22 protein-coding genes and 3 pseudogenes are annotated in these 24822 nt (G+C 58.5%); 14 read left to right on the plus strand and 11 right to left on the minus strand.

Annotation, left to right across the window (positions count from 1 at the left end; all coding sequences use genetic code 11):
* Nucleotides 1-267 precede the first annotated feature (267 nt).
* The 3 genes and pseudogenes from ASE04_RS14020 (at nucleotide 268) to ASE04_RS31575 (ending at nucleotide 1213) form a co-directional block, all read left to right on the plus strand.
* A pseudogene (locus tag ASE04_RS14020) lies at nucleotides 268-521 on the plus strand (type II toxin-antitoxin system ParD family antitoxin).
* Between the two features lie 111 nt (nucleotides 522-632).
* A complete protein-coding gene (locus ASE04_RS14025; protein WP_056818217.1) occupies nucleotides 633-833 on the plus strand; it encodes a type II toxin-antitoxin system VapB family antitoxin in 201 nt (66 codons plus the stop codon).
* The gene (locus ASE04_RS31575) at nucleotides 830-1213 is read left to right on the plus strand and encodes a type II toxin-antitoxin system VapC family toxin (RefSeq protein ID WP_056818219.1); all 384 of its coding nucleotides are present in this window, start codon (nucleotides 830-832) and stop codon (nucleotides 1211-1213) included. The genes ASE04_RS14025 and ASE04_RS31575 overlap by 4 nt, the downstream gene beginning before the upstream one ends.
* 75 nt (nucleotides 1214-1288) lie before the next feature.
* Here the strand turns inward: ASE04_RS31575 and ASE04_RS14035 are convergent, their stop codons facing one another.
* The 3 genes from ASE04_RS14035 to ASE04_RS14045 are packed head-to-tail and all read right to left on the minus strand — an operon-like array spanning nucleotide 1289 to nucleotide 6724.
* A complete protein-coding gene (locus ASE04_RS14035; RefSeq protein WP_056818222.1) occupies nucleotides 1289-4543 on the minus strand; it encodes an error-prone DNA polymerase in 3255 nt (1084 codons plus the stop codon).
* Complete coding sequence (locus ASE04_RS14040) at nucleotides 4540-6051, minus strand: Y-family DNA polymerase (protein WP_056818224.1); 1512 nt, start codon at nucleotides 6049-6051, stop codon at nucleotides 4540-4542. The genes ASE04_RS14035 and ASE04_RS14040 overlap by 4 nt, the downstream gene beginning before the upstream one ends.
* Nucleotides 5972-6724 (minus strand): ImuA family protein, encoded by a 753-nt coding sequence (locus ASE04_RS14045; protein WP_056818226.1) that lies wholly within the window; start codon nucleotides 6722-6724, stop codon nucleotides 5972-5974. Before ASE04_RS14045 ends, ASE04_RS14040 begins: the two co-directional genes overlap by 80 nt.
* Before the next feature lie 292 nt (nucleotides 6725-7016).
* Between ASE04_RS14045 and ligD the strand changes: the two genes are divergently transcribed.
* The 5 genes from ligD (at nucleotide 7017) to ASE04_RS14070 (ending at nucleotide 11682) form a co-directional block, all read left to right on the plus strand.
* Complete coding sequence (gene ligD / locus ASE04_RS14050; protein WP_056818228.1) at nucleotides 7017-8072, plus strand: non-homologous end-joining DNA ligase; 1056 nt, start codon at nucleotides 7017-7019, stop codon at nucleotides 8070-8072.
* A 58-nt stretch (nucleotides 8073-8130) separates the two neighbouring features.
* On the plus strand, nucleotides 8131-8904 hold the full coding sequence (locus ASE04_RS14055; protein WP_056818230.1) for an SOS response-associated peptidase family protein: 774 nt from the start codon (nucleotides 8131-8133) through the stop codon (nucleotides 8902-8904).
* An 88-nt stretch (nucleotides 8905-8992) separates the two neighbouring features.
* Nucleotides 8993-9415: a hypothetical protein gene (locus tag ASE04_RS14060; RefSeq protein WP_156408787.1), complete on the plus strand. Its 423-nt coding sequence runs from the start codon at nucleotides 8993-8995 to the stop codon at nucleotides 9413-9415.
* The gene (gene dinB, locus ASE04_RS14065) at nucleotides 9399-10514 is read left to right on the plus strand and encodes a DNA polymerase IV (RefSeq protein WP_244490408.1); all 1116 of its coding nucleotides are present in this window, start codon (nucleotides 9399-9401) and stop codon (nucleotides 10512-10514) included. Before ASE04_RS14060 ends, dinB begins: the two co-directional genes overlap by 17 nt.
* Nucleotides 10515-11157: 643 nt before the next feature.
* On the plus strand, nucleotides 11158-11682 hold the full coding sequence (locus ASE04_RS14070) for a GNAT family N-acetyltransferase (RefSeq protein WP_056818234.1): 525 nt from the start codon (nucleotides 11158-11160) through the stop codon (nucleotides 11680-11682).
* Between the two features lie 484 nt (nucleotides 11683-12166).
* On the opposite strand, the gene ASE04_RS14080 is transcribed toward ASE04_RS14070, so the two are convergent.
* From ASE04_RS14080 to ASE04_RS14090, 3 genes are all read right to left on the minus strand, one after another.
* Nucleotides 12167-12355 carry a hypothetical protein gene (locus ASE04_RS14080; RefSeq protein WP_056818236.1) on the minus strand — a complete coding sequence of 63 codons (189 nt, stop codon included), beginning with the start codon at nucleotides 12353-12355 and terminating at the stop codon, nucleotides 12167-12169.
* A gap of 133 nt (nucleotides 12356-12488) precedes the next feature.
* Nucleotides 12489-12671: a hypothetical protein gene (locus ASE04_RS14085; RefSeq protein ID WP_056818238.1), complete on the minus strand. Its 183-nt coding sequence runs from the start codon at nucleotides 12669-12671 to the stop codon at nucleotides 12489-12491.
* A gap of 115 nt (nucleotides 12672-12786) precedes the next feature.
* Nucleotides 12787-12996, minus strand: a complete 210-nt coding sequence (locus ASE04_RS14090; protein WP_056818240.1) for a cold-shock protein — start codon at nucleotides 12994-12996, stop codon at nucleotides 12787-12789.
* A gap of 1781 nt (nucleotides 12997-14777) precedes the next feature.
* On the opposite strand from ASE04_RS14090, the gene ASE04_RS14100 reads away from it, so the two are divergent.
* From ASE04_RS14100 to ASE04_RS14110, 3 genes are all read left to right on the plus strand, one after another.
* On the plus strand, nucleotides 14778-15449 hold the full coding sequence (locus ASE04_RS14100) for a DUF938 domain-containing protein (protein WP_056818258.1): 672 nt from the start codon (nucleotides 14778-14780) through the stop codon (nucleotides 15447-15449).
* Nucleotides 15450-15595: 146 nt separating this feature from the next.
* On the plus strand, nucleotides 15596-16663 hold the full coding sequence (locus ASE04_RS14105) for a sulfite oxidase (protein ID WP_274533876.1): 1068 nt from the start codon (nucleotides 15596-15598) through the stop codon (nucleotides 16661-16663).
* A 311-nt stretch (nucleotides 16664-16974) separates the two neighbouring features.
* Entirely contained in the window at nucleotides 16975-18747 is a 1773-nt protein-coding gene (locus tag ASE04_RS14110) for an adenylate/guanylate cyclase domain-containing protein (protein WP_056818246.1), read from the plus strand.
* Nucleotides 18748-19713: 966 nt separating this feature from the next.
* Here ASE04_RS14110 and ASE04_RS14120 read toward each other — a convergent pair.
* Entirely contained in the window at nucleotides 19714-20100 is a 387-nt protein-coding gene (locus tag ASE04_RS14120) for a response regulator (protein ID WP_056818250.1), read from the minus strand.
* A gap of 222 nt (nucleotides 20101-20322) precedes the next feature.
* Here ASE04_RS14120 and ASE04_RS30040 point away from each other — a divergent pair, with 222 nt between their 5' ends.
* Entirely contained in the window at nucleotides 20323-20700 is a 378-nt protein-coding gene (locus ASE04_RS30040) for an RT0821/Lpp0805 family surface protein (protein ID WP_082597342.1), read from the plus strand.
* Nucleotides 20701-20952: 252 nt separating this feature from the next.
* On the opposite strand, the pseudogene vapC reads toward ASE04_RS30040, so the two are convergent.
* Both vapC and vapB read right to left on the minus strand, forming a co-directional pair.
* Nucleotides 20953-21355: pseudogene (vapC, locus tag ASE04_RS32200) on the minus strand (type II toxin-antitoxin system tRNA(fMet)-specific endonuclease VapC).
* A gap of 20 nt (nucleotides 21356-21375) precedes the next feature.
* Nucleotides 21376-21585: a type II toxin-antitoxin system VapB family antitoxin gene (gene vapB / locus ASE04_RS14125; protein WP_056818261.1), complete on the minus strand. Its 210-nt coding sequence runs from the start codon at nucleotides 21583-21585 to the stop codon at nucleotides 21376-21378.
* 332 nt (nucleotides 21586-21917) lie between these two features.
* Here vapB and ASE04_RS14130 point away from each other — a divergent pair, with 332 nt between their 5' ends.
* Entirely contained in the window at nucleotides 21918-23468 is a 1551-nt protein-coding gene (locus ASE04_RS14130; protein ID WP_244490409.1) for a sensor histidine kinase, read from the plus strand.
* A gap of 108 nt (nucleotides 23469-23576) precedes the next feature.
* Here the strand turns inward: ASE04_RS14130 and ASE04_RS14135 are convergent, their stop codons facing one another.
* Nucleotides 23577-23999 (minus strand): type II toxin-antitoxin system VapC family toxin, encoded by a 423-nt coding sequence (locus ASE04_RS14135; protein WP_056818252.1) that lies wholly within the window; start codon nucleotides 23997-23999, stop codon nucleotides 23577-23579.
* A complete protein-coding gene (locus ASE04_RS14140) occupies nucleotides 23996-24250 on the minus strand; it encodes a type II toxin-antitoxin system prevent-host-death family antitoxin (protein ID WP_056818254.1) in 255 nt (84 codons plus the stop codon). The genes ASE04_RS14135 and ASE04_RS14140 overlap by 4 nt, the downstream gene beginning before the upstream one ends.
* 282 nt (nucleotides 24251-24532) lie before the next feature.
* Here ASE04_RS14140 and ASE04_RS14145 point away from each other — a divergent pair.
* Nucleotides 24533-24822 (plus strand): annotated as a pseudogene (locus tag ASE04_RS14145) (IS6 family transposase); the annotation flags it as partial.

The raw sequence follows: 24822 nt of genomic DNA on the forward strand, positions 1-24822 counted from the left end.
CGGCCCAATATGGGCATCGGCGGCATAACACCCGCACAGAAACTGAAAATGGCCGCGTGAATTCTACTGCGGAGCCCCGTTAAAAACGGGGGGATTACCACAAGATCCCGTTCGACATAGGCGGGTCGTGGACACGACGATCGGAGGTGTCTTTAGACAGATTGCTAAAAAAATGGCCGACGCTGACAGCGGTAGAGAGGATCGGCAATCTTGGTAAGAGTTGATAAAAAGCCTATCTTGTTTCCACCATATTAGATGGAGGACCGCATGATCAGTGCCGGGCTGGGAAAACAGCTCGAAAGCTATATCCAGCAACTCGTCGATACGGTGCTATGGTTCGAAAAGCGACGTCCTGCGTGAAGGTGTGCGACTGGTTCAGGATCGCGAGACCCGCCTCACAGCACTGGATGCTTCCATCATGCGCGGCATTGCCGATGCGGGCGCCGGCCGAGCGAAGCCGGCGAGCGATGTCCGACTGTCTCGACGCTAAATACCGTGCGATGGACAAATGCAGGGCGTGAATGGATTTGAACAGGTGATCCGCAACAGACATAGTGATGACAGCCGGCTTGATAGGCATAGATTTTTGCACCAAATGGTGCTAAAGTAGCATCGACCCTTTGGAGCTGGATATGCGATCCACTATCAGTCTCGACGACAGCCTCATCGAACGGGCCAGATCCCTAACAGGTACGAAGGAAACGGCGGCTCTTGTGCGCCAAGCATTGGAGACGTTGGTACGCGTCGAATCCGGCAAGCGACTGATTGCTCTCGGCGGCTCTATGCCCGAGGCCGAGGTAGCCCCTCGCCGGCGGAGCGAAGTGGCCAAGTGATCCTTGTTGATAGCTCAATCTGGATTGATCATTTTCGACACGGCGACTCCGAGTTGACTAAAATCATCGGAGATGATCGGCTGCTTTGCCACCCATTCGTAGTCGGCGAACTCGCTCTAGGTAGTCTGCGAGAACGGGACGCGGTAATAGCGTTTCTCGCAGCTCAGCGTGAGGCAGTGATCGCAACGCATGCGGAGGTGATGACTGTAATTGATCGCCATAAGATTTTCAGCATGGGGATCGGCTACACCGACGCACACCTTTTGACTTCAACCCTCCTCGACCGAAGATCTAGCCTGTGGACGAGGGACAAGCGCCTGGCAACTGCAGCTCAGATAGTCGGTGCGACGCTTTATCCCTCTGCGGATATTCCTCATTAGACATGCAGCGGCAAGCTATAGAGCGTTACTCCGTGCTGTTGAATCAATACGACCGGTTTGCTCAATAGACATCAGTCAATGAAAATTCCGGGCCTTCACCTTCAACGTATCGATGTGGAGATCGCGCACAAACATATCCCGCGCCTGAACGACGGGCTTCGCATCGCGCGGATCCGGACCACCCCCATGGGCAAACTCGTCGCCCCTACCCGTCGGTAGCTTGAACTCGGTGTCACGGTCCGCAAGCCCCGACAGATCGCCCGATAGATCGAACAGCTGCTGCGCCACCAGGTGGACCACCTCCCCTTCCCGCTGAATCCGCCCATTGATCGCCATCATCGAGGATCCAAGCACGACGCGGCGACGTTTTTCAAACAGCGTCGGCCAGACCACGATATTGGCCGGCCCGGTCTCGTCCTCGATGGTGATGAACATCACTCCCTTGGCTGACCCTGGCTTTTGTCGCACGAGGACGAGGCCTGCGGTATAGACCCACCGGCCGTCGCGCGCATTCATCGCCTCGTTGCAGGTGATGATGTTGCGCTCCCGCAGATCCTGGCGCAGGAAGGCAATCGGATGCTGGCGCAACGTCAGGCCGGTATGGCTGTAGTCCTGGATAACATTGTACCCGTCCGTCATCTGCCGAAGCTCCACTTCTGGCTCCTGCTGTTCGGCGATGGTCTGCATCTCGCGTTCGGCGGCTGCGGCAAACAGCGGCAGGGGTTCATCGCGCAGCGCCTTGATCGCCCAGAGGGCATCGCGCCGTTCGAGCTTCAACGTAGGCAGGAAAGCATCGGCCTGCGCGAACTGAACGAGGGCTTCGGCGGTTACGCCGGATCGACGCCATGTATCGTCGACCGACTGGAAATCCCGGTTCATGCGAGCCGCGACGATCCGGGCCGCATCCGCAACCGCCAGGCCTTTCACCCGCCGGAAGCCGAGCCGGACGGCATGGCGATCAGAATCGCCGATCCTTTCCAGCGTGCAGTCCCACCGGGACCGGTTAATGCAGACCGGACGCACCTCGACCCCATGCGCTCGCGCGTCGCCGACGATCTGGGCCGGCGCGTAAAACCCCATTGGCTGACTGTTGATCAGCGCCGCGCAGAAGGCGTCAGGATGATGCCGCTTGATGTAGTTGGAGGCGTAGGCAATCAGGGCGAACGACGCCGCATGGCTTTCCGGAAAGCCGTAGGAGCCAAACCCTTCGAGCTGCGAGAAGGTCTTTTCCGCAAATTCCGGCGAGTAGCCGTTCTTCACCATGCCGGAGACAAGCTTGTCCTTGAAGCGGGACACGCCGCCGGTGAACTTGAAGGTCGCCATGGATTTGCGCAGCTGGTCCGCCTCGCCACCAGTGAATCCGGCACAGACCATGGCGACGCGCATGGCGCTTTCCTGAAACAGCGGAACGCCCAGCGTCTTGCCGAGCACCGCCTCAAGCTCGGGCGTCGGATATTCGACTGCCTCTTTGCCTTCGCGCCGGCGCAGATAGGGATGCACCATGTCACCCTGGATCGGCCCGGGCCGGACGATCGCCACCTGCACGACGAGATCATAGAAGGTGCGCGGCTTCAATCGCGGCAGCATCGCCATCTGGGCGCGGCTTTCGATCTGAAAGGTCCCGAGCGTGTCTGCCTTGCGGATCATCGCATAGGTCGCCGGATCCTCTTGAGGAATGGAAGCAAGATCGATCGGCTCATCCTTGTGCTCGCGGATGAGCTCGAAGGCCTTGGCCATGCAGGTGAGCATGCCGAGCGCCAGCACATCGACCTTCATGAACTTCAGCGCCTCGACGTCATCCTTGTCCCACTCGATGATCTGCCGGTCCTTCATCGTCGCCGGCTCGATCGGAACGAGATCGTCGAGCCGGTCATGGGTCAGCACGAAGCCTCCGGGATGCTGGCCGAGATGGCGCGGCGCACCCATCAGTTGCTGCGCCAGCTTCAGGGTCAGGACGAGACGCCGATCGTCCGGATTGAGATTGAGCTCACGAACATTACGGTCGCAGACTTCTTCCGACCAGGACCACATGCCTGATGAGAGCGCCTTGATTACGTCTTCAGGCAGTCCGAGCGCCTTGCCGACATCGCGGATGGCACCGCGGGCCCGGTAGCGGGTGACGGTGGCGCAAAGTGCCGCCTTCTCCCGGCCGTAGGTCCGGTAGATCCATTGTATGACCTCCTCGCGCCGCTCGTGCTCGAAATCCACGTCGATGTCAGGCGGTTCGTCGCGCTCCTGGCTGACGAAGCGCTCGAACAGCAGGTCGTTGGTCGAAGGGTCGATCGAGGTGATGCCGAGAATATAGCAGACGGCACTGTTGGCGGCCGAACCGCGACCCTGGCACAAGATCCCCTGACTGCGGGCATAACGGACGATCGAGAAGACAGTCAGGAAATAGGGCGCGTATTTCATGGTGCGGATGAGACCGAGCTCATGGCGAACGATCTTCAGCACATCTGGTGGCAAACCCTCGGGATAGCGATCGGGCACGCATTGCCAGACATGGTGCTCGAGCGAGGATTGGGCGTCCTTGCCCTGCACGATCGCCTCCTCCGGATATTGATAGGTCAGCTCCTCGAGCGAAAACGTGCAACGCCGCACGATCTCCATCGTCCGCGCGAGCGCCTCCGGATAACGCGGAAACAGCCGCTGCATTTCCTCCGGCGGCTTGAGATAGCGATCGGCATGTCGCTCGCGCTCGAAGCCGACATCGTCAATGGTGGTTCTGTGACGGATGCAGGTGACTATATCCTGCAGCTGTCGCCTGCCCGGCTCATGGAAAAGCACATCATTGGTGACGACAGCTTTGACCTTGAACCGCACGGCCATGTTGGAGATCTCGTGCAGGCGCAGCTGGTCGTTCGGGCGCCGGCGCAGGCAGAGCGAGACATAGGCACGATCGCCAAAGATCTCGGCCAGCTTGCGCAACTGTACGGCGCAGGTCTCGTCAGCGAGATCAGGCACCAGAATGCCGATCATCCCGTCGCAATAGGCGACGACGTCGTCCCAATGGAGAATGCAGTTGTTCTTGCCGCCTCGGCTCTTTCCAAGGGTGATCAGGCGCGTCAGCCGGGAATAGGCGGCGCGATCGGTCGGATAGACCAGCACAGACATGCCATCGGCAAGATCCAGCCGGCAGCCGACGACCAGTCGCAGGCCGGTGGCGCGTGACGCTTCCAGCGCACGAACGATACCGGCCAGGCTGTTTCGATCGACCACACCGACCGCCTCGATGCCAAGCTCTTTTGCCCGGATGAAGAGCTCGTTGGCCGACGATGCTCCGCGCAGAAACGAGAAATGCGTCGTGACCTGAAGCTCGGCATAGCTCATGCGAATATCCCGTGCATGAACCAGCGATGGTCACCGGTCTCCGGATCGACACCATCACCTGCCCGGAACACCCAGAGCCGTTCGCCGGCTTCATCTTCGATAACGAAGTAATCCCTGACTGCCTCCATCTCGGCGTCGCGTTGCCACCACTCGCCGAAGATGCGCTCGGGACCGTCGGCACGTTTGACCTTGCGCCGCCGGCCACGCCAGGTGATCGAGGCCGGCGGATGGTCCGGCATCAGGGCAATGGCCGTGATCAGCTCTGGCCGCGGCAACAACCGCACCGGCCGGCGCCATTGACCGACCCATGCGACTTCGAGCAGATCAGAGGCGGCGGCAATGCGTTGAACCGAGCGTTCGGGCACATCGGAGGCGACAGGGGCGACACGATAGACCCGCTGACCGCGATTGCCGTAAATGTCGATCAGCGGGGTGACATCCCTCACCTCGTCCTCGACCAGGGACGAGACCCTTTGCATATCCTCGAGTGGCTCTACCATCACGGCAATCAGCGTCAGTTTCTCGATCCCGAAACCGGGCTCGATCTTTTCCGTCCGGTCGCGAAACAGCTTCGTGAGCCAGGCGACATCGCGCGCCGGCTTGGCCGTTCCGGCACGGATCGCCTGCCTGCTGCCGTCGACCTTCTCGACGATCAGGTCGGCGCGGCGCACGCCGAGACCGCGCTTCTGCAGCTCGCCAATCAGCTGTACGACCAGGCGGCCGACATATTTGTCGATGGTCTCGGCAGCCCCGATTGGCTCTGCGAAGGCTCTTGCGACCTCGACCATCTCTGGCGTTCGTATCGGATCGATCGGCTCTGCGACGCGGCCAAACATCTGGTCGAGGCGCCGGGCGATTTCCGGTCCGAAACGCAGCGTCAGCGGCGCGCGCGGCGTATTGGCCAATTCGCCGACAGTCTGGAAACCCAGCGTGCGGAGATCACTGAGGATCTTCTCCGGCAGGCGCAACAGCGTGATCGGCAGCTTTTCGACGGCAGCGACCGTCTTACCTGTCGGTACGATGACGGTCTCGCGGCTGATGGCCCGCGCGCAGGCGTGCGCCGCACCCCAGGTGTCGGCTATTGCCACGCGCGCCGTGAGCTTGCGCGCCAGGAACTGGTTGGAGATCTTCGTGACCATGGGCAGTTCACCACCCTGAAGATGATCGGCGCCTTCCGTATCGAGCACGATGCCATCAGTGCCGTCGACGGCAACGATCGGGGAGTATTGGGTGAGCGCCCACAGCGTAATCCGCTCGAGCGCGGCCGCATCGACATCGGGCTCAGCATCAACAAGCATCAGTCCGCGAAACAACGCCTGGGCCTTGGCCGCCGGCATGCCAACACGCAGGCCGGCTTTTCGCGCAGCCGCATCCACGGCCGATACCCAACGTTTCGAGCCGCTCCTGGCGATCACCGCGATTGCCTGCTCAGCCGGAATGGACGGATCGTCGCGTCTGATCCGATCGGTCGGCAGATCCGGGAGATAGATCGATACGACCCTTGTCATCACATGCCCTTACGAGAAACTCAGCACACTCACCCGCTTTCACGCGCATCAATTCCAAAAACCACTGCGCCCGCCCGACGCCAGGCACGGGAAGGTCCTCGGACGGCATGACGCTGACACGCCATCGCGTCGTCGAGGCGGTCGGCTGGCCAAAGTCGTTAGCCTCTGTCTGCCGTCGCCATCGCCGCACCGCGAGCGCCATCGTGCCCGTGCGTTCCGCGGCAAGCTGCAGCCGCCTGGAGCTGACCATTGGTAATCGGACGAGCTCGCCGACCACGGCGCCGAGGCCACCGAAGGCCAAGCCCTCCTCCATGTTGGCAAGCACGTCTTCTTCCTTGTCGGACTCGACGAAGATCACCCGGTCGGGATGAAGGCCAACCTGCACCAGCGCGGGGAAGAACAGGTCGGGCCGGGTCAGGCACCAGACGATCGGGCCCTTGGTTCGCGCGGCAATGCCGGCGGCACAAAGGGCGGCGGCGGCACCATCGACGGTCCCCGCCCCGCCGCCGGCGAACTCATGCAGCGCGCCATAGGCGAGACCTCCGCCGGGCAAAATGGCGTCGATGTCAGGAACGCCGAAGGCAAGACAGCCGGCCTTCCTGGGCGACACACCCTCAAGCGTCGAGATCCGCTCGCGCAAATCGGAGATCACCCTTTGACGGGCAGCAGTCATCGTTCACGGCTCCCTTCAAGGTCGTGTGGCGTCAGGATCGAGCCGACATCATGTCGAGCAAAATGCGGATGTTCCGTTTCTGTTCCCGTCGGAGCAAAGAGTCAAGCAACCGAGAGGATGGGAATATTATCCTGAAGATTAGAAATTCCGCGAATTGCTATCGGAATCAAAACGGTAGCTATCTTGAGATTTTTTTCCCCGTGGAGCGAGTGCAATCACTATCCGCTTGGATAACGGGGATAAAGCTGAGATCGTCACAGTGTTCTTAAACTTTCCCTGCTGAACTGCTGCCATGACGAAGCCACCGAGATCAAAGCCACTCCTTCGTGATATCGATGCGCCAATCCGCTCGCAGCCGCAGCGGAAGCGCAATCCTGCCCAGCCGCAGCTTCTATTCGATCCCATGCCTGATCGGGTTGAGCCGGCGCTTGCCAAGGTCAAGCAACGGCCGCCGCGCGGAGACCAGTGGGGATGGGAGGCCAAGTGGGACGGCTATCGCCTGGCCGTGCACGCTGAACCACAAGGCGTCAGGATCCTGACGCGCGGCGGGCATGACTGGACGCATCGGTTTCCTGATATCGCAGAAGCGGCCCGCGCTCTTGGACCGGCGACTATGATCATTGATGGCGAGGCTGTCGTTCTCGACGCTGAGGGGCGGTCGGATTTCGGGTTGCTGCAGAAGTCGCTCGGCGCCTCAGGCAACAAGGCGGGAAATCGGGCGTCCAACGCCATGCTCTATGCCTTCGATCTCCTCTATCTCGATGGTCACGATCTGCGCGGGGTCGAGTATGGGTCTCGTCGCCGTCTGCTCGAGGATCTTCTGAACGGCCAGGACGGCGCCATCCAAATTTCGGAGGAGCTGGATGCCGATCCTGATGTCCTGCTCGAACATGCCCGTCGCTTCGGTTTGGAGGGCATTGTCGGCAAGGACCGGGATCAGCCTTATCGATCCGGCCGGACCGGTGACTGGGTCAAGATTAAGTGCGTCGAGAGCGAGGCCTTCTTCATCGTCGGGTACGAGCCGTCGACCGCGCTGACGGGCGGCTTCGCCTCCCTGGTGCTTGCCGCCTATCGCGGCGATGAGCTTGTGCATGTCGGCAACGTTGGCACAGGCTTCAAGGAAGCGGGAACAGCGAGCCTAAGGAAGATGCTGGACAAGCTGGCCTGGAAGCGAAAGCAGCCACCGGTGGAACCCGGTGATGCCGGGGGCAAGGTCATCTGGGTCCAGCCGACCTTGATTGCCGAGATCGAGTTCCGTGCCTGGACAGCGGACGGAAAGCTTCGCCATGCGTCCTACAAGGGACTGCGGGAGCGTCAGGACAATGCCGTCGTCTTTCGCCTCGACTAGCGAACGACGCGACGTGCGCTAAGTTAGATCCGGTTCTATCGGGAGGGACGGGTATCGGATGTGCAATCTATATCGGATGGAAGACAGAGACTGGGTCAGCAAATGGGCGCAGGACGTCGACAGCCTGATCAACATCATGCCGGCCTATCAGATGAATCCCAATCAGATGGGCCCGATCGTCCGCAACACCGCCGGCGGGAAAAAGCAACTCGTACAGGCGCGCTGGGGGCTCCCCTCGCCGATCTTCGTTCAGAAAGAGGCAGCGGAGACCCGCGCCGCAAAACTTAGAGCCAAGGGCCAGACCGTCGACGTGGACGAGCTCATTCGCATGGAGCCAGACCGCGGCGTCACCAACGTTCGCAAGCTCAACCTACCCCATTGGAAGCGCTGGTTTGGTGTCGAGCATCGATGCCTTGTGCCCGTTACCAGCTTCGCCGAACCGGATCCGGCCAGCCAGGAAGACGGCGGCAACGTACCGAACGCTTGGTTTGCCCGCGATGAGGAAAAGTCGCTGATGTTTTTCGCTGGCATTCATGTGCCGCAATGGAAGAGCGTCAGGAAGGTGAAGGACGGGCTGACGACCGATGATCTCTATGGCTTCCTCACCACCGACCGGAATGCGCTGGTGAAGCCGATCCATAAAAAGGCGATGCCGGTACTGCTGCTCACGCTGGAGGAGACCGACGTCTGGATGCGGGCGCCGTGGGATGAGGCGATGCACCTGGCGCGGCCGCTACCCAACAACTCTCTGATGATTTCGTCTCGCGAGCCGTATGGCTCATCGATCGTTTCGAAAGATGGCGAGCCCATGCAGCAGGCCATGCTTTTGTGATCATGACAGCGTCCGAGTACACTCACATAGTTTGACTCTCGCCAACAATGTTCTTATTTTGTTCTTTCCGACAGGAAAGGATATGGACATGAGCTGGCTCAAACTCGACCCCGCGATATCGTCGATGCCGGAACCTAAATTTCGTCTTGCGGTCCAGGATCATTTTCTGAGATTGTTTTTGCCGCATCGCGACAGCTTCGATTGGGATGTCGCCGCCTTCTATCGGAGCCGGGACGAGCGACCGATCTATTATTTCTCGCCCGGCGCTGCTGATCTGCTCACGAGATTTGGCGAATTCCCCTACGAGTCATGTCATCGGCCGGACTCCAGCACGGTTGATTTGCAGGTTGGATCGTCGCTTGCCGGCGATACGGCTTGGGTCGAACTGCCCGATGACACACGCCCGTATCCAGAGTTGGACCAGGAGCTCGACGAAGCCGAGACGGGTTACTGGGAGGCAGTTATGGGGCCAAGCGACAAGTTCGGGCCGAATGATGGCGGTAGCGCCTGAGATCGCACCTATAGATGTCATGGCCGCTACAATCACCAGAAAGATCATCCACGTCGACATGGACGCATTTTATGCGTCGGTGGAACAGCGCGATAATCCGGAACTTCGCGGCAAGCCGCTGGCGGTCGGCGGCGCTGCCGCGCGAGGCGTGGTCGCGGCAGCCAGCTATGAAGCCCGAAAATTCGGCGTTCATTCGGCGATGCCTTCGGTTACGGCCGCTCGCAAATGCCCAGATCTGATTTTTGTGACGCCGCGCTTCGAGGTCTATCGCGCGGTCTCGCAGCAGATCCGTGAAATCTTTGCGGAATACACGCCGTTGATCGAGCCACTGTCGCTCGACGAGGCATATCTCGATGTGACCGAGAACTTGAAGAATATGCCGATCGCGACCGAGATCGCGCTGGAGATCCGCGCGAAGATCAAGGCGGTCACCGGGCTCAATGCGTCAGCCGGCATCTCATACAACAAATTTCTCGCCAAAATGGCCTCCGACCTCAACAAACCCAATGGCCAAGCTGTCATCACGCCGAAGAATGGCCCGGCTTTTGTCGAGGCGCTGGCGGTGAAGAAATTTCATGGTGTCGGGCCGGCCACAGCCGAGAAGATGCATCGCCTCGGAATTCAGACCGGCGCCGATTTGAAGGCACAGTCACTGCAGTTCCTGACGCAGCATTTCGGGAAGTCAGGTCCATACTTTTACGGCATTGCGCGGGGCATCGATGAACGCCGCGTCAAGCCGGACAGGGTTCGCAAATCTGTCGGCGCCGAGGATACCTTCGCGCAAGACATCCATTCCTACGAGCCGGCCCTCGAAAGGGTGCGACCGCTGATCGCAAAGGTCTGGCGATATTGCGAAGCCAATGCCATCCGGGCGAAAACCGTCACCCTGAAGGTGAAATATGCTGACTTTACGCAGATCACCCGCGCCAGAACCGGCGATCGGTCTTTCCTATCCGCCTTCGAAATCGAGGAGGCTATAGGCTCGCTACTGGAGCCCGTGTTCCCACCACCGAAGGGCGTTCGATTGCTGGGCGTCACCTTGTCATCGCTTGAAAAAGAAGACGGAATTCACACGCATCAGCTGTCATTGATGCTCTGACCAGCTGACAAGCTCATTCTTCGGGACGAAGGTGAGCACACATAATTGTCGCACCGCTGTATCCTTGTCGCGCAGCATCTCGCATCGCGCAGCCAATTCGTCCACGCTCGGTTTTCTGGCCTGGAGGATCGACACGGGCTTGATGGCACGACCTGCCAACCAGCACGCAAAGTGCGCTATGCGTCCTCGTACGTCTCGGCCTTAGGCCATGCCTGGATACTATCGAGCGCCGCCAGTGTGTCATTGGTCGCAGCCGTCGCTTCAAGGAGATCTCTGCGTGTGGTCGACGGATCAGACAGCACATCAGCCCCGTTCACGAGACAAAAGCGCAATGCGGCTTGCGCGCTGTTGAAACTATCTACGACAACGTGCCGCTGCTGCCTGTTTGATTCTGACCATTTCCGATCTCCGTGGTTGCAGTGTATTTCAACCCCAAATTTAGCGGTATGCAACAATCGAGCAGAGGCATTGGTACACGTCTGACGAAGGAGGGCCAGAAACGTCGTTCTAGAGGCGGAAAAGCACGACCCGGCCCACCGCCGCCGACTGCGGTCTTCGGCTTCGCGCCAGCCAATAGCTGTCATTGCACTGTAGGCGCTACGGGCTTATGGCTCTATCTCGGTTCAGTTGTGATGAGCAGACGATGAATCTGATAAAATTCGAGACAATGCACTTCCCAATCCTACGTAGTTGGCTCACCAGCGAACGCGAAGTCGTACAGTGGGGCGGACCATATCTGACTTATCCGCTCACCGACGATCAGCTTGAGCAAATGATCATCGAGGGGACGACGGCACCGCCAAAGAGGCTATCTTGGACGGCGGTTGACGCCAACGAAGTTCCGGTAGGCCATGTCCAACTGGCTTTGGACTGGATAAATGGCGTCGCAAGGATCGGTCGAGTCATGGTCGCGCCCGCAATGCGGGGACAAGGATTGGCAAAGCCGTTGCTGGAAGCGGCACTGGAGCAGGCATTCTCTCATCCCGGAATCGAGAGAACCGAGCTGAACGTTTATAGCTGGAACACTGCCGCTATCCGAACCTACAACAAAGTCGGCTTTCTTCACGAGGGAGTGAGGCGGTCCTCTGCCAAGGTCGGGGACGAAAGATGGGACACCGCAGTCATGAGTATGCTCCGTTTGGAATGGGAAGCGGGACTACATAGATGACCGGAGTGGGGCCGAGTGGCGACAAACCGTGATTATCATCACCTTCCCACGGGCGACGAGGTCGGAGGAGCGGCAGGGGCTTTTCATGGACACTGTGCTGCGTACCCGGCGTCCTTGGAATAAGGGAATTTGGTTGGTCAAAAGCGGCCGCTTCAGCCCAAGAACGTGTGGTCAATCCGCGTTCGGCTTGAAATGAGCGGGACGCACCGAGAATTGGCGCTCTTCAATCTCGCCATCGACAGCATGCTCCGCGCCTGTGGTTAGGCTGCGGGGTCGAGGACTTGTGGTCGGGTAGTTCGATCCGGGACCGCGCTACCATCATCCAGAAGAGAATGAAGCGGCCCGTGCAATTTGAGGTCACTGAGCAGACGAAGAATGCGCTCGCCGTCGCCGAAGTCGTAACTATGATCCGAGAACTATTGTCGGACGGATATGGCTTGGGATAGGCGAACGATCACGCCACCCAGGGGCTGTTAGCGCGTAGTCAAGCGTCGTCGATGTGACCCGCGTTTTCAGTGAACTCGCGTTCTTTGGCGGCGCGCACGTCACTGGACGTCTTCTCGTTCTGGTATGGTCCCAGCGATTCGGTAGCGCCGTCGTTATTCCATTCTACCCAATGGCCCTTCTCATCGGATCGAACGACTACGGATAGTGATTGCTTCTCGTCTGACATGGATAGGTCCCCTACTGTCCGCGACCATAGCTGGGATGCTGGCAATGCCACAAGGTGAGACATCGTACAATCGGATCGTGTCACGACCTCTTGGCACCTGCGGCCGTTACGGTAAACCGCAAACGAAGGTAACTCAGCGAGTTTGATCCCTTGCCTCGTCACGAGCGAGCCGTGCGTCTCGAAGCCGTTGGGTCTTAGCCTGTCGTGCCTGCTCCTCGGTCTGAAGTTCCTCAACGGCCTGGCCGCGTGCGAAGAACTGGGATTGGACGCGGTCGAATGCGATTTCGGCCTGCTGTCTGGATTTGCTCTGGGGCATGAACCCTCCTCGGATTTCAGGAGTAAAAACGAAAAGGCCGGGCAATGCTGCCCGGCCTTTCAAACGCGCTGTTCCGTTGCCAGTACATCCGTGGTCAACGGGACCGCTCGATCAATTATGCGGCCTGCAGGTTGCAGGCGGACATCTTGCCCGACTTGTTATCGCGCTCGAGGTCGTAGCCGATCTTCTGGCCCTCGACGATTTCGCGCATTCCGGCGCGCTCGACGGCAGAGATGTGTACGAACGCGTCAGCGCCGCCGTTGTCAGGCTGGATGAAGCCGAAGCCTTTGGTGGAATTGAACCATTTTACTGTGCCAGTGGTCATGATGAACCCTTTCAAAGCATAGAGTGAGGTTCCGCGGAGCCAATGCTTCGCGGACGGTGATACGACTATTTTTGAAAGAGAAGGTTCGAATAGAGCGCGGTGCCAATCGCGCGGTAGACAAAGCTCGGCAAGCAAAAGATCGATAAAACTCAAAATAGAGGCGTTGCGCTGAAAGTCAACCGATAGTTTGCTACAGGATGCGGCCTGAACAAGCGACTTCGTTTCAAGAAGCTCAACGGCGGCTTAGGGCCGGAAGCGGATAAGGCAATTTCGGTGCGGACTATCACAAAACGGACATCTGGACGGGCGTGTACACCCGCGTGACCTGATCCCGATTGGGGCTTTCGGAAACGACCCGTTGGAGGGCCGGGAAGATCTCAATGCAGTTATTGCGGGGGCTACGACGTCGACGGCTTCCACAAGAGCCATGGCCATCTCGATCTCTACCAAGGTTACTCTTAGCAGCGGCTGAAATTTCTTTCTTATCCTTTGTCTCCCGGTTATCGTGAAGTTAGGAGACAGCGCCAGGAGCGAGAACCGAAAGCTGGCTTCGGCGCAGATACGCTCAGTAGGTTCATCATGTTCTTTGCCGGAGTGCTCGTGATGCTTAGCGGTATTGAGCTGTGCCGATTATTGCGGGCCGATGTCGTCTCGTGGTCCTTGGACCACGGCACTTGGCGGATCTTCTCGTGCTGGCTGTTGATGGCGCCCTTGATCGGGAACGCCGCCAATGTGTGCCGACGAGAAAGACTTAACGCGCACATGAAACAGCGTAGATTAGAATTGAGAACTACACCATCTCGAACGAAACGGCAGCCATCGCAGCAGGAAACAAATCATCGCAGGCGAATGGACCGCAGAACCGTCGCCATAAATTCAATCCCAAGCGAGGCCCCAAGCCGCGGGTACTCGCCGAGGCAAATCGCACTGTGACATGGATGGCCTCGCTGGTGTTGATCGCTTTTCTCGTGCTCATCGCGATCCAGGTAGTGTGGTAGCCGCCACCAACCCTTGGGTCGGCGCGCTGACCATTTCCGGAAACTAGATCGAGAGCGGCGGGACGGTTGCCATCGACGCGGTCATCGCGGGCGACGCCTCCCACCGATTAGCTCCTGGTGACGGGCAATTCCGCAGGCATGAGCTATATCCGCGTCACCAATCTCGGCGGCCCGGGGGGGCGCTGACGAGCGAAGGCATCGCGATCATCGATATCGCCGGCGTCTCGGCGGGAACCTTTACGCTTGCCGGCGACTGGACCTACGATGGCGATCAGGCTCTCGTCGGCGGTTCCTATGCGATGCCTATCGAATCCACCAGACCGGCATTTCGACGCCTGCGGAGGCGACGGTACCTGTCCGCGGTTTTCGAACCAGCGCTCTCCACCGCAACGCCACCAGCCGGGCGTTGCCATCTACCAAGCCCATCCGCAAATCCTGAGGCGCTGAACGGGCTCGGTACCTTGCAACAGATCGCATCGCCCCCCGCTTTCAGTGGGCCGCGCGGCGGGGCCTGCGTTTGAAGTGTTAATCCCAGAAGCGCCTCCCCAGAGCGGTCCTGCGGATTTGACTACGTTAGGAGATAGCCGTTATACAGCTTCCCGGCGTCGATTCACAAACGTACATCCTGAGTCGTGCGAGCAGTTAAACCGAAGCGACGTGGACGTTTTACGCCCCGGCCGAACCCGCCGCTCGACACCACCTTTGGAAGTCTGAAATCCTTGGTTTCAGTCCCATCATTTCAGCTATAAGGTGGAATGCATGGCCCAAGGCAGATCCAAGACAATACCCCCAGGGAACGAGGACCGTTCGCCTATTGCGCTGGAACAGCGCGACGTGAGCGCAGATCAGCGCATGTTTTCGCCTTCCGTCGCGCGAAATTCTGCGCCAATCGTGGCAGTTCTAAAAGATGTCCTACCAACGCATGGCGTGGTGCTGGAGATTGGTTCGGGGACAGGCGAGCACGTCGTGTGTTTTGCGGGTACAATGCCTGACCTCGTCTGGCAGCCTAGCGATCCGGATGCCGCCGCCCGCACCAGCACGTCCAGCTGGATCAAATTCGCAGGGCTGAAGAATGTGCTGGCACCGCGGGACATCGATGTGTCCTCGGGACAATGGGACGTCGAACAGGCAGGGAACTTTGACGCCGTCGTATCCATCAATATGATCCATATCGCGCCATGGGCGGCGAGCTTAGGGTTGTTCGCAGGCGCTGGCCGCTTGCTTCGCGCTGGTGGGATTCTTGTTCTCTACGGTCCATTCATGCGCGACGGCGCGCACATCGCACTCTCGAACGCCGCATTCGACGCGGCTTTAAAACAGCGTAACCAATCGTGGGGTGTTCGGGATATCGCTGATCTTGAACAACTGGGTGCGGCGGCTGGACTTAATCTCCGCGAGACGATCGAGATGCCCGCCAACAATATGTTGCTGATCTTCTCCAGTCGCAGTGCCTAAAGGACAATCGCCTCAGCCCCCGCAGGATGGTCGAGGGGATGTGATCGAACCGGAATTTGCGCGACCGACTGCCAATGTTGTGGCCTTCGGAGGAAGACGGGACGATGCCGACATCAGAGCAACCCAGTCCGATAGTTCGACAGAAATTGCCACCGAACATCGAGTTTCCGTTTGCGTCGCTCTCGGATTGGCTGATCCCAACCGATCTGTTCTTCGTCCGAAACCATTTTACGTCGCCTGACCTCAATCCCCGCGAGTGGAAATTGCGCGTTGACGGGGCGGTGGAGCGGCCGATCGAACTTGACCTCGCAAGCATCAAGGCAATGCGCAGCACGACCCTTCCCGCCGTGGTCGAGTGCGCCGGGAACGGGCGCATCTACTATGTGCCGCAAAAGGAGGGGCTCCAGTGGCAGAACGGAGCCGTGGGCAATGCCCGGTGGACAGGTGTTCTTCTTCGCGAGATTTTGGAAATGGCGGGCGTTAAGCCAAGCGCACGCGAGGTTCTGCTCGTAGGGGCCGACAGTGGCGTCGTCGATGCGAACAAGAAAACGGCTTCGCCGGGCCCCATCGCTTTTGCGCGAAGTCTACCGCTTGAGAAGGCCATGGCACAAAGCGCGATCCTTGCCTATTCGATGAACGAGGAGCCGTTGACGCGCGATCACGGCTACCCGCTCCGCGCTGTCGTGGGCGGTTGGTTTGGCATGGCTTGGGTCAAGTGGATCACGCATATCACGGTCGTGGAGCAGCCGTTCCTTGGCTACTGGCAGGCCCGCGACTATTTTCGCTGGGAGCGCAGCGTAGGCGAACCCAAGCTGGTCCAGCTAACGGAAATGGAAGTCAAAGCGCAGATCGCGCGTCCCGTGGAGGGGGCGCGTCTCATCGTCGGCCAGCCGTATAGGATTTTCGATGCCACCTGGAGCGGAGAAACGGCTGTCCGGCAGGTGCAAGTCTGTACCGGAGACGGCAGAGGCTGGCGCGAGGGAAGGCTCCTCGAAACAGAACGTTCCTTTGCATGGCGCTTGTGGGAGTACATGTGGACTCCTGAAGAAGTGGGTCAACATATCCTGCGATGTCGCGCAACTGATGGGGCGGGACGCGTGCAGCCCGACGTCCCATGTTCCGACTGCGAGAGCTACGCGGCCAATTGGATCATTCCGGTGGAAGTTACCGTCGTTCCCGAGCCACAGACGTACGAGCAGGAATTCGTGATCTAAATCCCCGCGCGGGGCGCAACCGCGACCGGCGTTGTCCGCGTCGGGCCGGAAGCGGACCGGCAATTTCAGTGCGGATATCAAAAAACGAACATCCGGGTGGGCTTGGACATCGGCACGACCTGGCCCGTTCGGAACGGCCGCGTTGGAAGGCCGGAACCATCTCAAAGCAGTCATTGCGTGCGGCTACAACGTCGGCTGCTTCCACATAAGCCATGGCCAGCTCGATCTCGACCAAGGTTGATCTGAGCAACGGGTGAAAGTTCTTTCTCGCCCTCTGTCTCCCTGTTATCGTGATGTCAGGAGACAGCGCCATGAACGAGAACCGAAAGCTGGCTGCGATCCTGGCCGCGGACGTGGTCGGGTACAGCCGGCTTGCCGGTGCCGACGAGGACCTCACCCTGGCGAGGTTGCGGACACTGCGTAGTGATCTCATCGATCCGACGATCGCCGTGCACCATGGCCGGGTGGTGAAGCGCACCGGCGATGGTGCGCTGGTTGAATTCCGCAGCGTGGTGGACGCCGTGCGCTGTGCCATTGAGGTGCAGAACGCTATGGTGGAGCGCAATCAAGGCGTTGCGCAGGACCGTCGCATTGAGTTCCGGATCGGCATTCATTTAGGCGACGTCGTCGAGGAAAGCGACGGCGATCTGATGGGCGACGGCGTCAACATCGCCTCGCGATTGGAAGGCGTCGCCGCAGCGGGAGCCATCTGTCTGTCCGAGGATGCCTATCGTCAAGTCAAGGCGAGGCTTGACCTCTCGGTCAGCGACCTCGGCAGCACGCAGCTCAAGAACATCGCCGATCCGATCCGGGTCTATTCACTGGAAGTCGGCAGCACGGGGACCAAATTGGCTGCGGCCTCGGAAAACACGACGAGCCAACCAGCGACGGCAGCGTCGCCCAAGCTCTCGATCGCCGTGCTGCCCTTCGCCAACATGAGCGGTGATGCCGAACAGGACTACTTCGCCGACGGCATCTCAGAAGACATCATCACGGCGCTATCGAAGCTCTCGCAGCTCTTCGTCATTGCTCGCAATTCGTCGTTCACTTTCAAAGGCAAGAACGTCCATGTGCAGGAGGTGGGTACGAAGCTCGGCGTGCGACATGTACTGGAGGGCAGCGTACGCAAATCGGGCAACAGGGTACGCATCACCGCGCAGCTGATCGACGCGACTACTGGCGGGCATCTATGGGCGGAACGGTTCGATCGCGACCTTACCGACATATTCGCGGTTCAAGACGATGTCACGCAGCAGATCGTCGACGCGCTGGCGGTCAACCTGACAGTGGGCGACCGGCAAAAGCTTACGCCGGGGCAGACTCGGGACCCCGAGGCGTACGACTGCTTCTTGCGTGGCCGGGAGCTGTGGCACCGGCTGACGAAGCAAACGAACAGCGACGCCCGCAACCTGTTGCAACGTGCCGTCGAACTGGAACCGAATTTCGCCTCGGCGCACGCGTTCCTCGCCCTTACGCACGGGCTCGACTACCTGAACCGTTGGAGCGCCTCGCCGCAGCGGTCGATCGAGCAAGCCGAAGAGGCTGCGACGCGGGCGGCAGCGCGGGATGATAGCGATCCCGTGGCGCACTGGTCGCTGAGTCTCGTCAACCTCTACTTGCGACGGCACGACGATGCCATAAGCGAGGCCGAGCGTGCGATCGTCCTCAATCCAAACTTTGCCGAAGGACAGGTCAGCCTCGGCGAGGCACTTGTCTATTCAGGCAGGCCCGAGGAGGCACTCGCCTATTTCGATCGGGCGAGGATCCTGAACCCGTACTTTCCGGATGTCGTTCTTCACTTTCAGGCCTGGGCTTTGTTTCAGCTGGCAAGGTACGAACAGGCCGTCGAACTGTTGCTGGAGCGCGTTAGCCGCAACCCAGTCACCGATGTCTCGCGCGCGCTTCTGGCCGCCTGTTACGGGCACCTCGGCCGTTTCGAAGCGGCCCGCGCGACATGGCAAGAGGTGCTGCGCGTCAATCCCGACTACTCCTTGGAATACCGTCGCAAAGTCCTGCCGTTCAAGAACCCCGCCGATTTCGAGCTTGTCATGGACGGGCTGCGGAAGGCCGGTGTCGTACAATGACAGTGATTGATGTCCGATCTTGAACGCGAGCAATGGGTCAGTGCCGGCGCACCAATGACCTCCGGCGTGATCGCAAGGAAGATGCGCGGTGTCCTTCTATGGCCATGTTAGGGCTCGTAACCGCCGGGCGAGCTTCTTCGCCATGAGCGGGGTCGACCTACGACCCGCTGGTGTTCCGCTTCGACCTCATATGAACTCTTAAAAACGTCAGTAGCTCAGAAACCAGACGTGGATCTTCTCTCCCGGAAGATCAGCATCGCTAAGCGCCTATACGGTGACCGCGGATCACGAACCGCAAACTCCGCTCCTAGGTGCGAGAAGACGTGCTGCGCTATACTTGGGCGTGAGGATGCATGGAATGCCGGGAACTCCTGTAACCGTCCAGCGTTCGGCAAAAAAGGAGAGCGACAATGCGCGTGGTTACCTCAGCGATATTCTTAGTCACGATCGGGCCCTTTCTGTCGGTTGGCTGGGCTCAAACTCTTCCAGAGCAGGCGGGCCCCTCGCTTGGCACGAGTAGCCCCTTACCCGCCGAGCAGGCAATCACAAACCCTGGTGGATTCGGGAGAACAAGCAACAAAGCCGCGAACGATCCTTTCGGGAGTGACGCGGCTAATCAACGGGATTGCCACAAGGCAAAGGATTTGCGAACGGACACCCCCGCACATGACAATCACATAGATTGCGTTAAGTGAAGAGGCTCGCGACGAGCTCCTTTTGAGGGCCATCGATAACAGCTTTTTGAAAAAGGGCACTGCCATGCCCACGACCTACCAACAGGGCTGATCGCATCAGAAAGGATAGTCCTCCCACCCCTCCCTACGATCTGCCCACGAATCCAACTCTCCCAAAAATAGGTTGCTCGGCGCGGAGCTGAGGGATGCGACGACGAAGAGTGTGGCGAGGTGACGAACAACCACCGCATCGTTCACCGAAACTGACTAAATCAACTGATGGTCGCCGCCGTTAGATTGCATGGGCCATCGTCTTGGACGTTGGCTCAGCCACGTCTTGACCCAACACATCGATCAGCTGGATTAAGCTATAGGGCTTCTGCAGAAAATGGCAGTCAGTGGGACAACTCTGTAAGGCATGACCACCGGATGCGACAATGATTTTCGTTCTCGGCGCCACAGTTCGAACCATGCTCGCCAAATCCAAACCATTCAGGCAGCCTGGCATGTCGATGTCTGTGATGACCGCATCAAACGGCGGGTTGCGTCCAAGTGCTGCCATCGCCTCCAAAACATTTCCCGCTTCGACAACGCGGTAGCCCTTTTCCGTCAGGACATCGATCAACATCAAGCGAATGAGGATCTCATCTTCCACTACGAGTACGGTGCCGTTACGCATGTCTGGGTGACCTCCGTTGCTTCACGCAGTCAACTCGTTCGCGCCGCGAACGATCCGCCCTCGAACTCCGTAATTTGCGAACATATTTAATAAAATGCGAATGAATGGGGGTTAGCCTTCGTCTGCGGTGAAGATGAAGAGCGTCGCTCCGCCGCAAGGGACAAGAGGACATCCCGCCGCCATAATGCGTTGGCATGACGGCCGAAGACTGCTGGGGATCTAATGTATAGAAAATCGATATCTCGCTGCCTGACATTCTTCGCGCTTTCGTTTCCATTGTTGGCTTGCTCCCATGCCGAACCGCTTGAGACATCAGCAATCTCGGCGACTTCATCAAAAGCCGCGCCCGAAACCGATGAGACGATCATTGCCGAGGCTGTTGGAAACGCACCTACCGGTATCAGCAGGCTCGCCTGGGCAAACCCCGCAACAGGTAGCGCAGGTGTCATTGAGCAGATAAACCCGAAGAGTAGTGGCGTCGAGAGCTGCCGACGGTTCGTTACGAGCCAGCAGAGCCTCAATAGTGCGACGCGGTTCGATGGCGTTGCGTGCCCATCCGATGGCTCATGGAAAATCGCAAGTTCCTCAGGACTGCATTGAGGACTTCTAGCTTCTGTCGAGATCCATCGCTATCGCAGCGGCGGTTGACGGTGGAAACGAGGACGATAAGGGAAAACGCAAGTCGACGCCCTCACCGTCGGTGTCGGAATGTGCGCATCGCTTTCGCACAGGTGGCAACCAAACCGTAGCCGTTGGTCTTGAACTGATACGAACCTCGGACCCAGAAGTAAGTGTGCCTATGGAGATACGTCATCTCAGGCTATGTTAGCACGCTGAGCAACCGTCTGAGAACTAACCAGTCCAGTCTTCAACCCGCAAGCCAGGGACGCGATCAAACTCCCTGCGATTACTCGTAACGATAATCAAGCCACGCGAGCGCGCATGTCCGGCAATCAATTGATCATATGGACCAATCGGAGTTCCTGTGCGCGCCAGCTCAGCCCGTAGTTGCCCCGTATGGCTTGCTGCCGGTTCATCATACGGTACGACCTCAAGGCGCGCCGCGAAGCCCTCCACAACGGGCAGGTTTTTTCAGGACTGGCTGATTTTTCCGCTCCAGAAATCAGCTCAATCAAGCTCACCGATCTAATAAACAATTGATTGTGGAAGCGATTGAATGCCTCGCGCAGCTGCTGTGGTCGGTTCTTGATTGTGAAAAACGCAAATGTCGGTGTCCCAGCATGTACTTCAGCATTAGAATGCCTCGCATTCCTGCTAAGCTGGCTGATCACGCTCACTCATGAAGTCCGATGTCGCCGCTGCTCCTTCAAACCAACTGTCCCAGACCTCGCCAGCGGGTGTTATAATGCGAGTGCGTCCCACAGCGACAATGTCGACACGCTTTACATCGTCAGGCAAAGCGACGGCCTTTGGAAGGCGGATAGCTTGGCCTCGATTGCTCTGGAATACCGCACCCTGCTCCATCTGCATCACTCCCGATCGGATCGCTACTTACATCGTCTACCTAATGCTCCGATTGGGATATGCCAATGAGATATACATGAGACGCCTACGAAGTTCGCTCCACGTTTAGTCTAGCACCACCGCCTTGAGCGACGCCGACCCTACGGCCCTGATGCTATTCCTTGTCAATTTCATGCGAACTCTTACAGACGTCAAAGGCTTGCATATCCCGATATTCGTTTTCGGTCGCCGTCGACTGCGGCAATGCGTTTGGATCTTCCCTTGGTTGCGATGCGCACGACAGCGAGGTAAGAATTCCCCATCGTCATCTGAGACCAAGTGGAGCCGCCCGCATGGCACGAATGATTAATGGTTCCAGCGCGTTGCGGCCGCGCTCCGTTGGGCGAGCATCACTTGCTGTCATTGGCCTAATGTTCCTCGCACTGGTGTCCGTGCTGGGCTTGTGGCTTGCTTCAAGTTACCAAGCAACTGCACAACGGGCTGACACCCAAGTGAGCGCTGCTTCGAAAATCGTTGCGGCTAATGCCGTCTGGCTCAATTCGCTTGCTCGCGAGACACTGCATCGCATCGACGACTCTCTTGGCTCAAACGTTCTATCCGCCGACCCCGAGCGGGTCCACGATCTCAATGCCGCTGTGGCCGATCTCCCACCCCAGGTGACGGCATACGTTGTCGGCGTCGACGGTCTAACGCTCTTCTCCAACGACCCTAAAATACAAGCGATGGATGTTTCCGATCGGGAATATTTCACACGCTTGCGCAATGGCGCGGATGAATACACCTCGGCCCTGATTGTCAGCCGCTTGACAAAGCGCCAGATTTTCGTCGTTAGCCGCCGCCTAGAACGCAACGGCAGCTTCGCCGGCGTCGCCGCCATTGCCTTTAACGCCGATGTCCTGAGACCCATTTGGGACGCCGTTGATATGGGCCCGAACTCAACGGTGAGTCTCATCAGGCGAGACGGACAGCTCATCGCACGGCATCCGGAACCCTCAGGCCCTGTCGATATGAGCGGATATATCTTGTTCACTGACTACATGAGAAAGGCGACGTCCGGAAACTATCGCTCCTATTCTCCTGTCGATAACCAAGACCGCTTGGTCGGTTATCGCATTATCGAGCGAACGCCATTCGTTGCCATCGCGTCTGCAGACGTTCGCGTCCTCATGCAACCGTTCTGGGACGACGCGAAAATCGCCGCATTGCTGGTGATTTTCGCGATGATCGGCGCACTCGCGGCCGCGCTTTGGATTCAGCGACTGATTAGAGAAGATGCCTTACACACGCAGCAGCTCGCGGAAGCCTTGACAGCAAACCAGACGCTGATGCGGGAAATCCATCACCGCGTGAAAAACAACTTGCAGACGGTCATGGCGCTACTCCGTCTACATGGGTTCGAGCCTAAGGCCGTGCAAAAGCTTAACGAACGCATCTCGGCGATGTCTGCTGTTCATGAGCAGATGTATGGCTTCGACCAATTCAGCGGCGTGTCGGCTGCGCAATTCATCCCCTCGTTCATCAAGACGATCGTCGATGTGCACGGGCGGCCGGTGACTGTGACATTCGATGTTGAGGATATGAACATCGCCTCGGATAGGGCGACACCGTTTGCTCTGTTGGTCAATGAATTGATTGCAAACAGTATGAAGTACGCATTCAATGGCCGACCAGCAGGAGCTATCCACGTCAGACTTCGATCTTTGCCTGACGGCGCAGCAGAACTGGACATTGCAGACGATGGCGTCGGGTTCGATGGCAACACGGACCAGCCCGGAATGGGGACACGATTAATCAAAGCGTTTGTAAGCCAACTGCAGGGTGAATTCCGCTACGTCCGAGAAAACGGAACGAAATTCGTGTGCTCGCTGAAATTAGCGGACTGATTGGAACATCTCCAACGAGAACAATAATTCTCGTGCGCCGACAGTAACGATGTCGACACGTTTCACGTCGTCAGGCAGATCGACAGCTCTCGGCAACCGCGCGCTGTTTCAGCCCCGCCAGGGATCGACGACGATCGCGCCGGTACCATCGAAATCTTGTATGTTACGCGTGACGACGCTCAAATTGTGAACGAGCGCAGTCGAGGCGATCAAAGCATCCGCCTCGTTGCGACGATCCGGGATATGCAGGTGGGCACAACGTGTTGCTATAGCATCATCGATAGGCAGAATGCGCCCTTCGAATTCGGGCCGGACGCGACTATCCATCCATTTCCGCAGCCGAGCTCCCTGGGACCCATCGCGGCGCTGGAGACTCAGTATGCCACGCTCAATTTCCAAAATCGTAATAGCAGAAATAAACAAGTCACTCGAATCCTGCGCGCCGACCCAACGGGTGACATTCGCATCCGCCTTGCCATCTCCGACCTTACGCAGCTCGGAGATTACGTTCGTGTCGAGCAGAAATTTCAAGACAGATCGACCTCACGGCTCACAATTTCTGCTCTTGGGGTGTTCAGATCGATCGTCGACAGGCCGGGCATCGAAAGTGCATAAACGAGGTTGCGGTGCTTTCCAGTCAGGCGCTCGAACTCTCTGTAAGTCATCAAAACATGAGATGGCTTGCCACGATCCGTGATAATTACAGGTCCGGCTTGGGCGGCTTTCTTAGCCTTGCTGACGTCGTGGTTGACCTCACGACTGGATAAACTTGTTACACCCATACGAGGCCTCCTTGTAGGTATGTGCCTACATATAGGGTGTGTTCTCTTCGATTGCAACACTTCCCTGACATTGGGCATTGTTGATCGAAAGCGTTCCTTCGCTAACCCAGAGAAGAAATTGGAGACGCCTGATGTCTGTCAGGCGCGCGCACCTTCTCGCTCTTGCGTGCGCTCGACAAGTTGTAGCCCACTCCGGCCCATCTCACCGATCGCATCGACATAGCTTTCAGGGGTGGCGTCGCCTTAACCGACTGTTGCGGATCGAGGCAATAGTCTATTGGCATGACTAAAGATGCGACCGCCCACTACAAACGCCACCGATTTCCCGCCGAGATCATCGCGCATGCGGTGTGGCTTTATTATCGGTTCCCGCTGAGCCTGCGCGACGTTGACACGTGCTTGCCGAGCGTGGGATCGACGTGTCGTTTCAGACCGTCGCAGAATGGGCGAGGAAGTTTGTCCTGAAGTTCGCCCATCAACTTCGTCGGCGGTCCCGTGGCAATTTTGCTGACAAGTGGCATCTCGATGAGATGGTCGTGTTGATCAAGGGAAAGAAATACTGGCTGTGGCGG

Origin of the sequence: Rhizobium sp. Root708 (genome assembly GCF_001429725.1) — a bacterium.
GTDB lineage: Bacteria > Pseudomonadota > Alphaproteobacteria > Rhizobiales > Rhizobiaceae > Rhizobium.

Bases quoted from the DNA above. Each gene is read 5' to 3' on its own strand.
- ASE04_RS14025 (WP_056818217.1), top strand. From the start codon at position 633: ATGCGATCCACTATCAGTCTCGACGACAGCCTCATCGAACGGGCCAGA.
- ASE04_RS14035 (WP_056818222.1), bottom strand. From the start codon at position 4,543: ATGAGCTATGCCGAGCTTCAGGTCACGACGCATTTCTCGTTTCTGCGC.
- ASE04_RS14040 (WP_056818224.1), bottom strand. From the start codon at position 6,051: ATGACAAGGGTCGTATCGATCTATCTCCCGGATCTGCCGACCGATCGG.
- ASE04_RS14045 (WP_056818226.1), bottom strand. From the start codon at position 6,724: ATGACTGCTGCCCGTCAAAGGGTGATCTCCGATTTGCGCGAGCGGATC.
- ligD (WP_056818228.1), top strand. From the start codon at position 7,017: ATGACGAAGCCACCGAGATCAAAGCCACTCCTTCGTGATATCGATGCG.
- ASE04_RS14055 (WP_056818230.1), top strand. From the start codon at position 8,131: ATGTGCAATCTATATCGGATGGAAGACAGAGACTGGGTCAGCAAATGG.
- ASE04_RS14060 (WP_156408787.1), top strand. From the start codon at position 8,993: ATGAGCTGGCTCAAACTCGACCCCGCGATATCGTCGATGCCGGAACCT.
- dinB (WP_244490408.1), top strand. From the start codon at position 9,399: ATGGCGGTAGCGCCTGAGATCGCACCTATAGATGTCATGGCCGCTACA.
- ASE04_RS14070 (WP_056818234.1), top strand. From the start codon at position 11,158: ATGAATCTGATAAAATTCGAGACAATGCACTTCCCAATCCTACGTAGT.
- ASE04_RS14080 (WP_056818236.1), bottom strand. From the start codon at position 12,355: ATGTCAGACGAGAAGCAATCACTATCCGTAGTCGTTCGATCCGATGAG.
- ASE04_RS14085 (WP_056818238.1), bottom strand. From the start codon at position 12,671: ATGCCCCAGAGCAAATCCAGACAGCAGGCCGAAATCGCATTCGACCGC.
- ASE04_RS14090 (WP_056818240.1), bottom strand. From the start codon at position 12,996: ATGACCACTGGCACAGTAAAATGGTTCAATTCCACCAAAGGCTTCGGC.
- ASE04_RS14110 (WP_056818246.1), top strand. From the start codon at position 16,975: ATGAACGAGAACCGAAAGCTGGCTGCGATCCTGGCCGCGGACGTGGTC.
- ASE04_RS14120 (WP_056818250.1), bottom strand. From the start codon at position 20,100: ATGCGTAACGGCACCGTACTCGTAGTGGAAGATGAGATCCTCATTCGC.
- ASE04_RS30040 (WP_082597342.1), top strand. From the start codon at position 20,323: ATGTATAGAAAATCGATATCTCGCTGCCTGACATTCTTCGCGCTTTCG.
- vapB (WP_056818261.1), bottom strand. From the start codon at position 21,585: ATGGAGCAGGGTGCGGTATTCCAGAGCAATCGAGGCCAAGCTATCCGC.
- ASE04_RS14130 (WP_244490409.1), top strand. From the start codon at position 21,918: ATGGCACGAATGATTAATGGTTCCAGCGCGTTGCGGCCGCGCTCCGTT.
- ASE04_RS14140 (WP_056818254.1), bottom strand. From the start codon at position 24,250: ATGGGTGTAACAAGTTTATCCAGTCGTGAGGTCAACCACGACGTCAGC.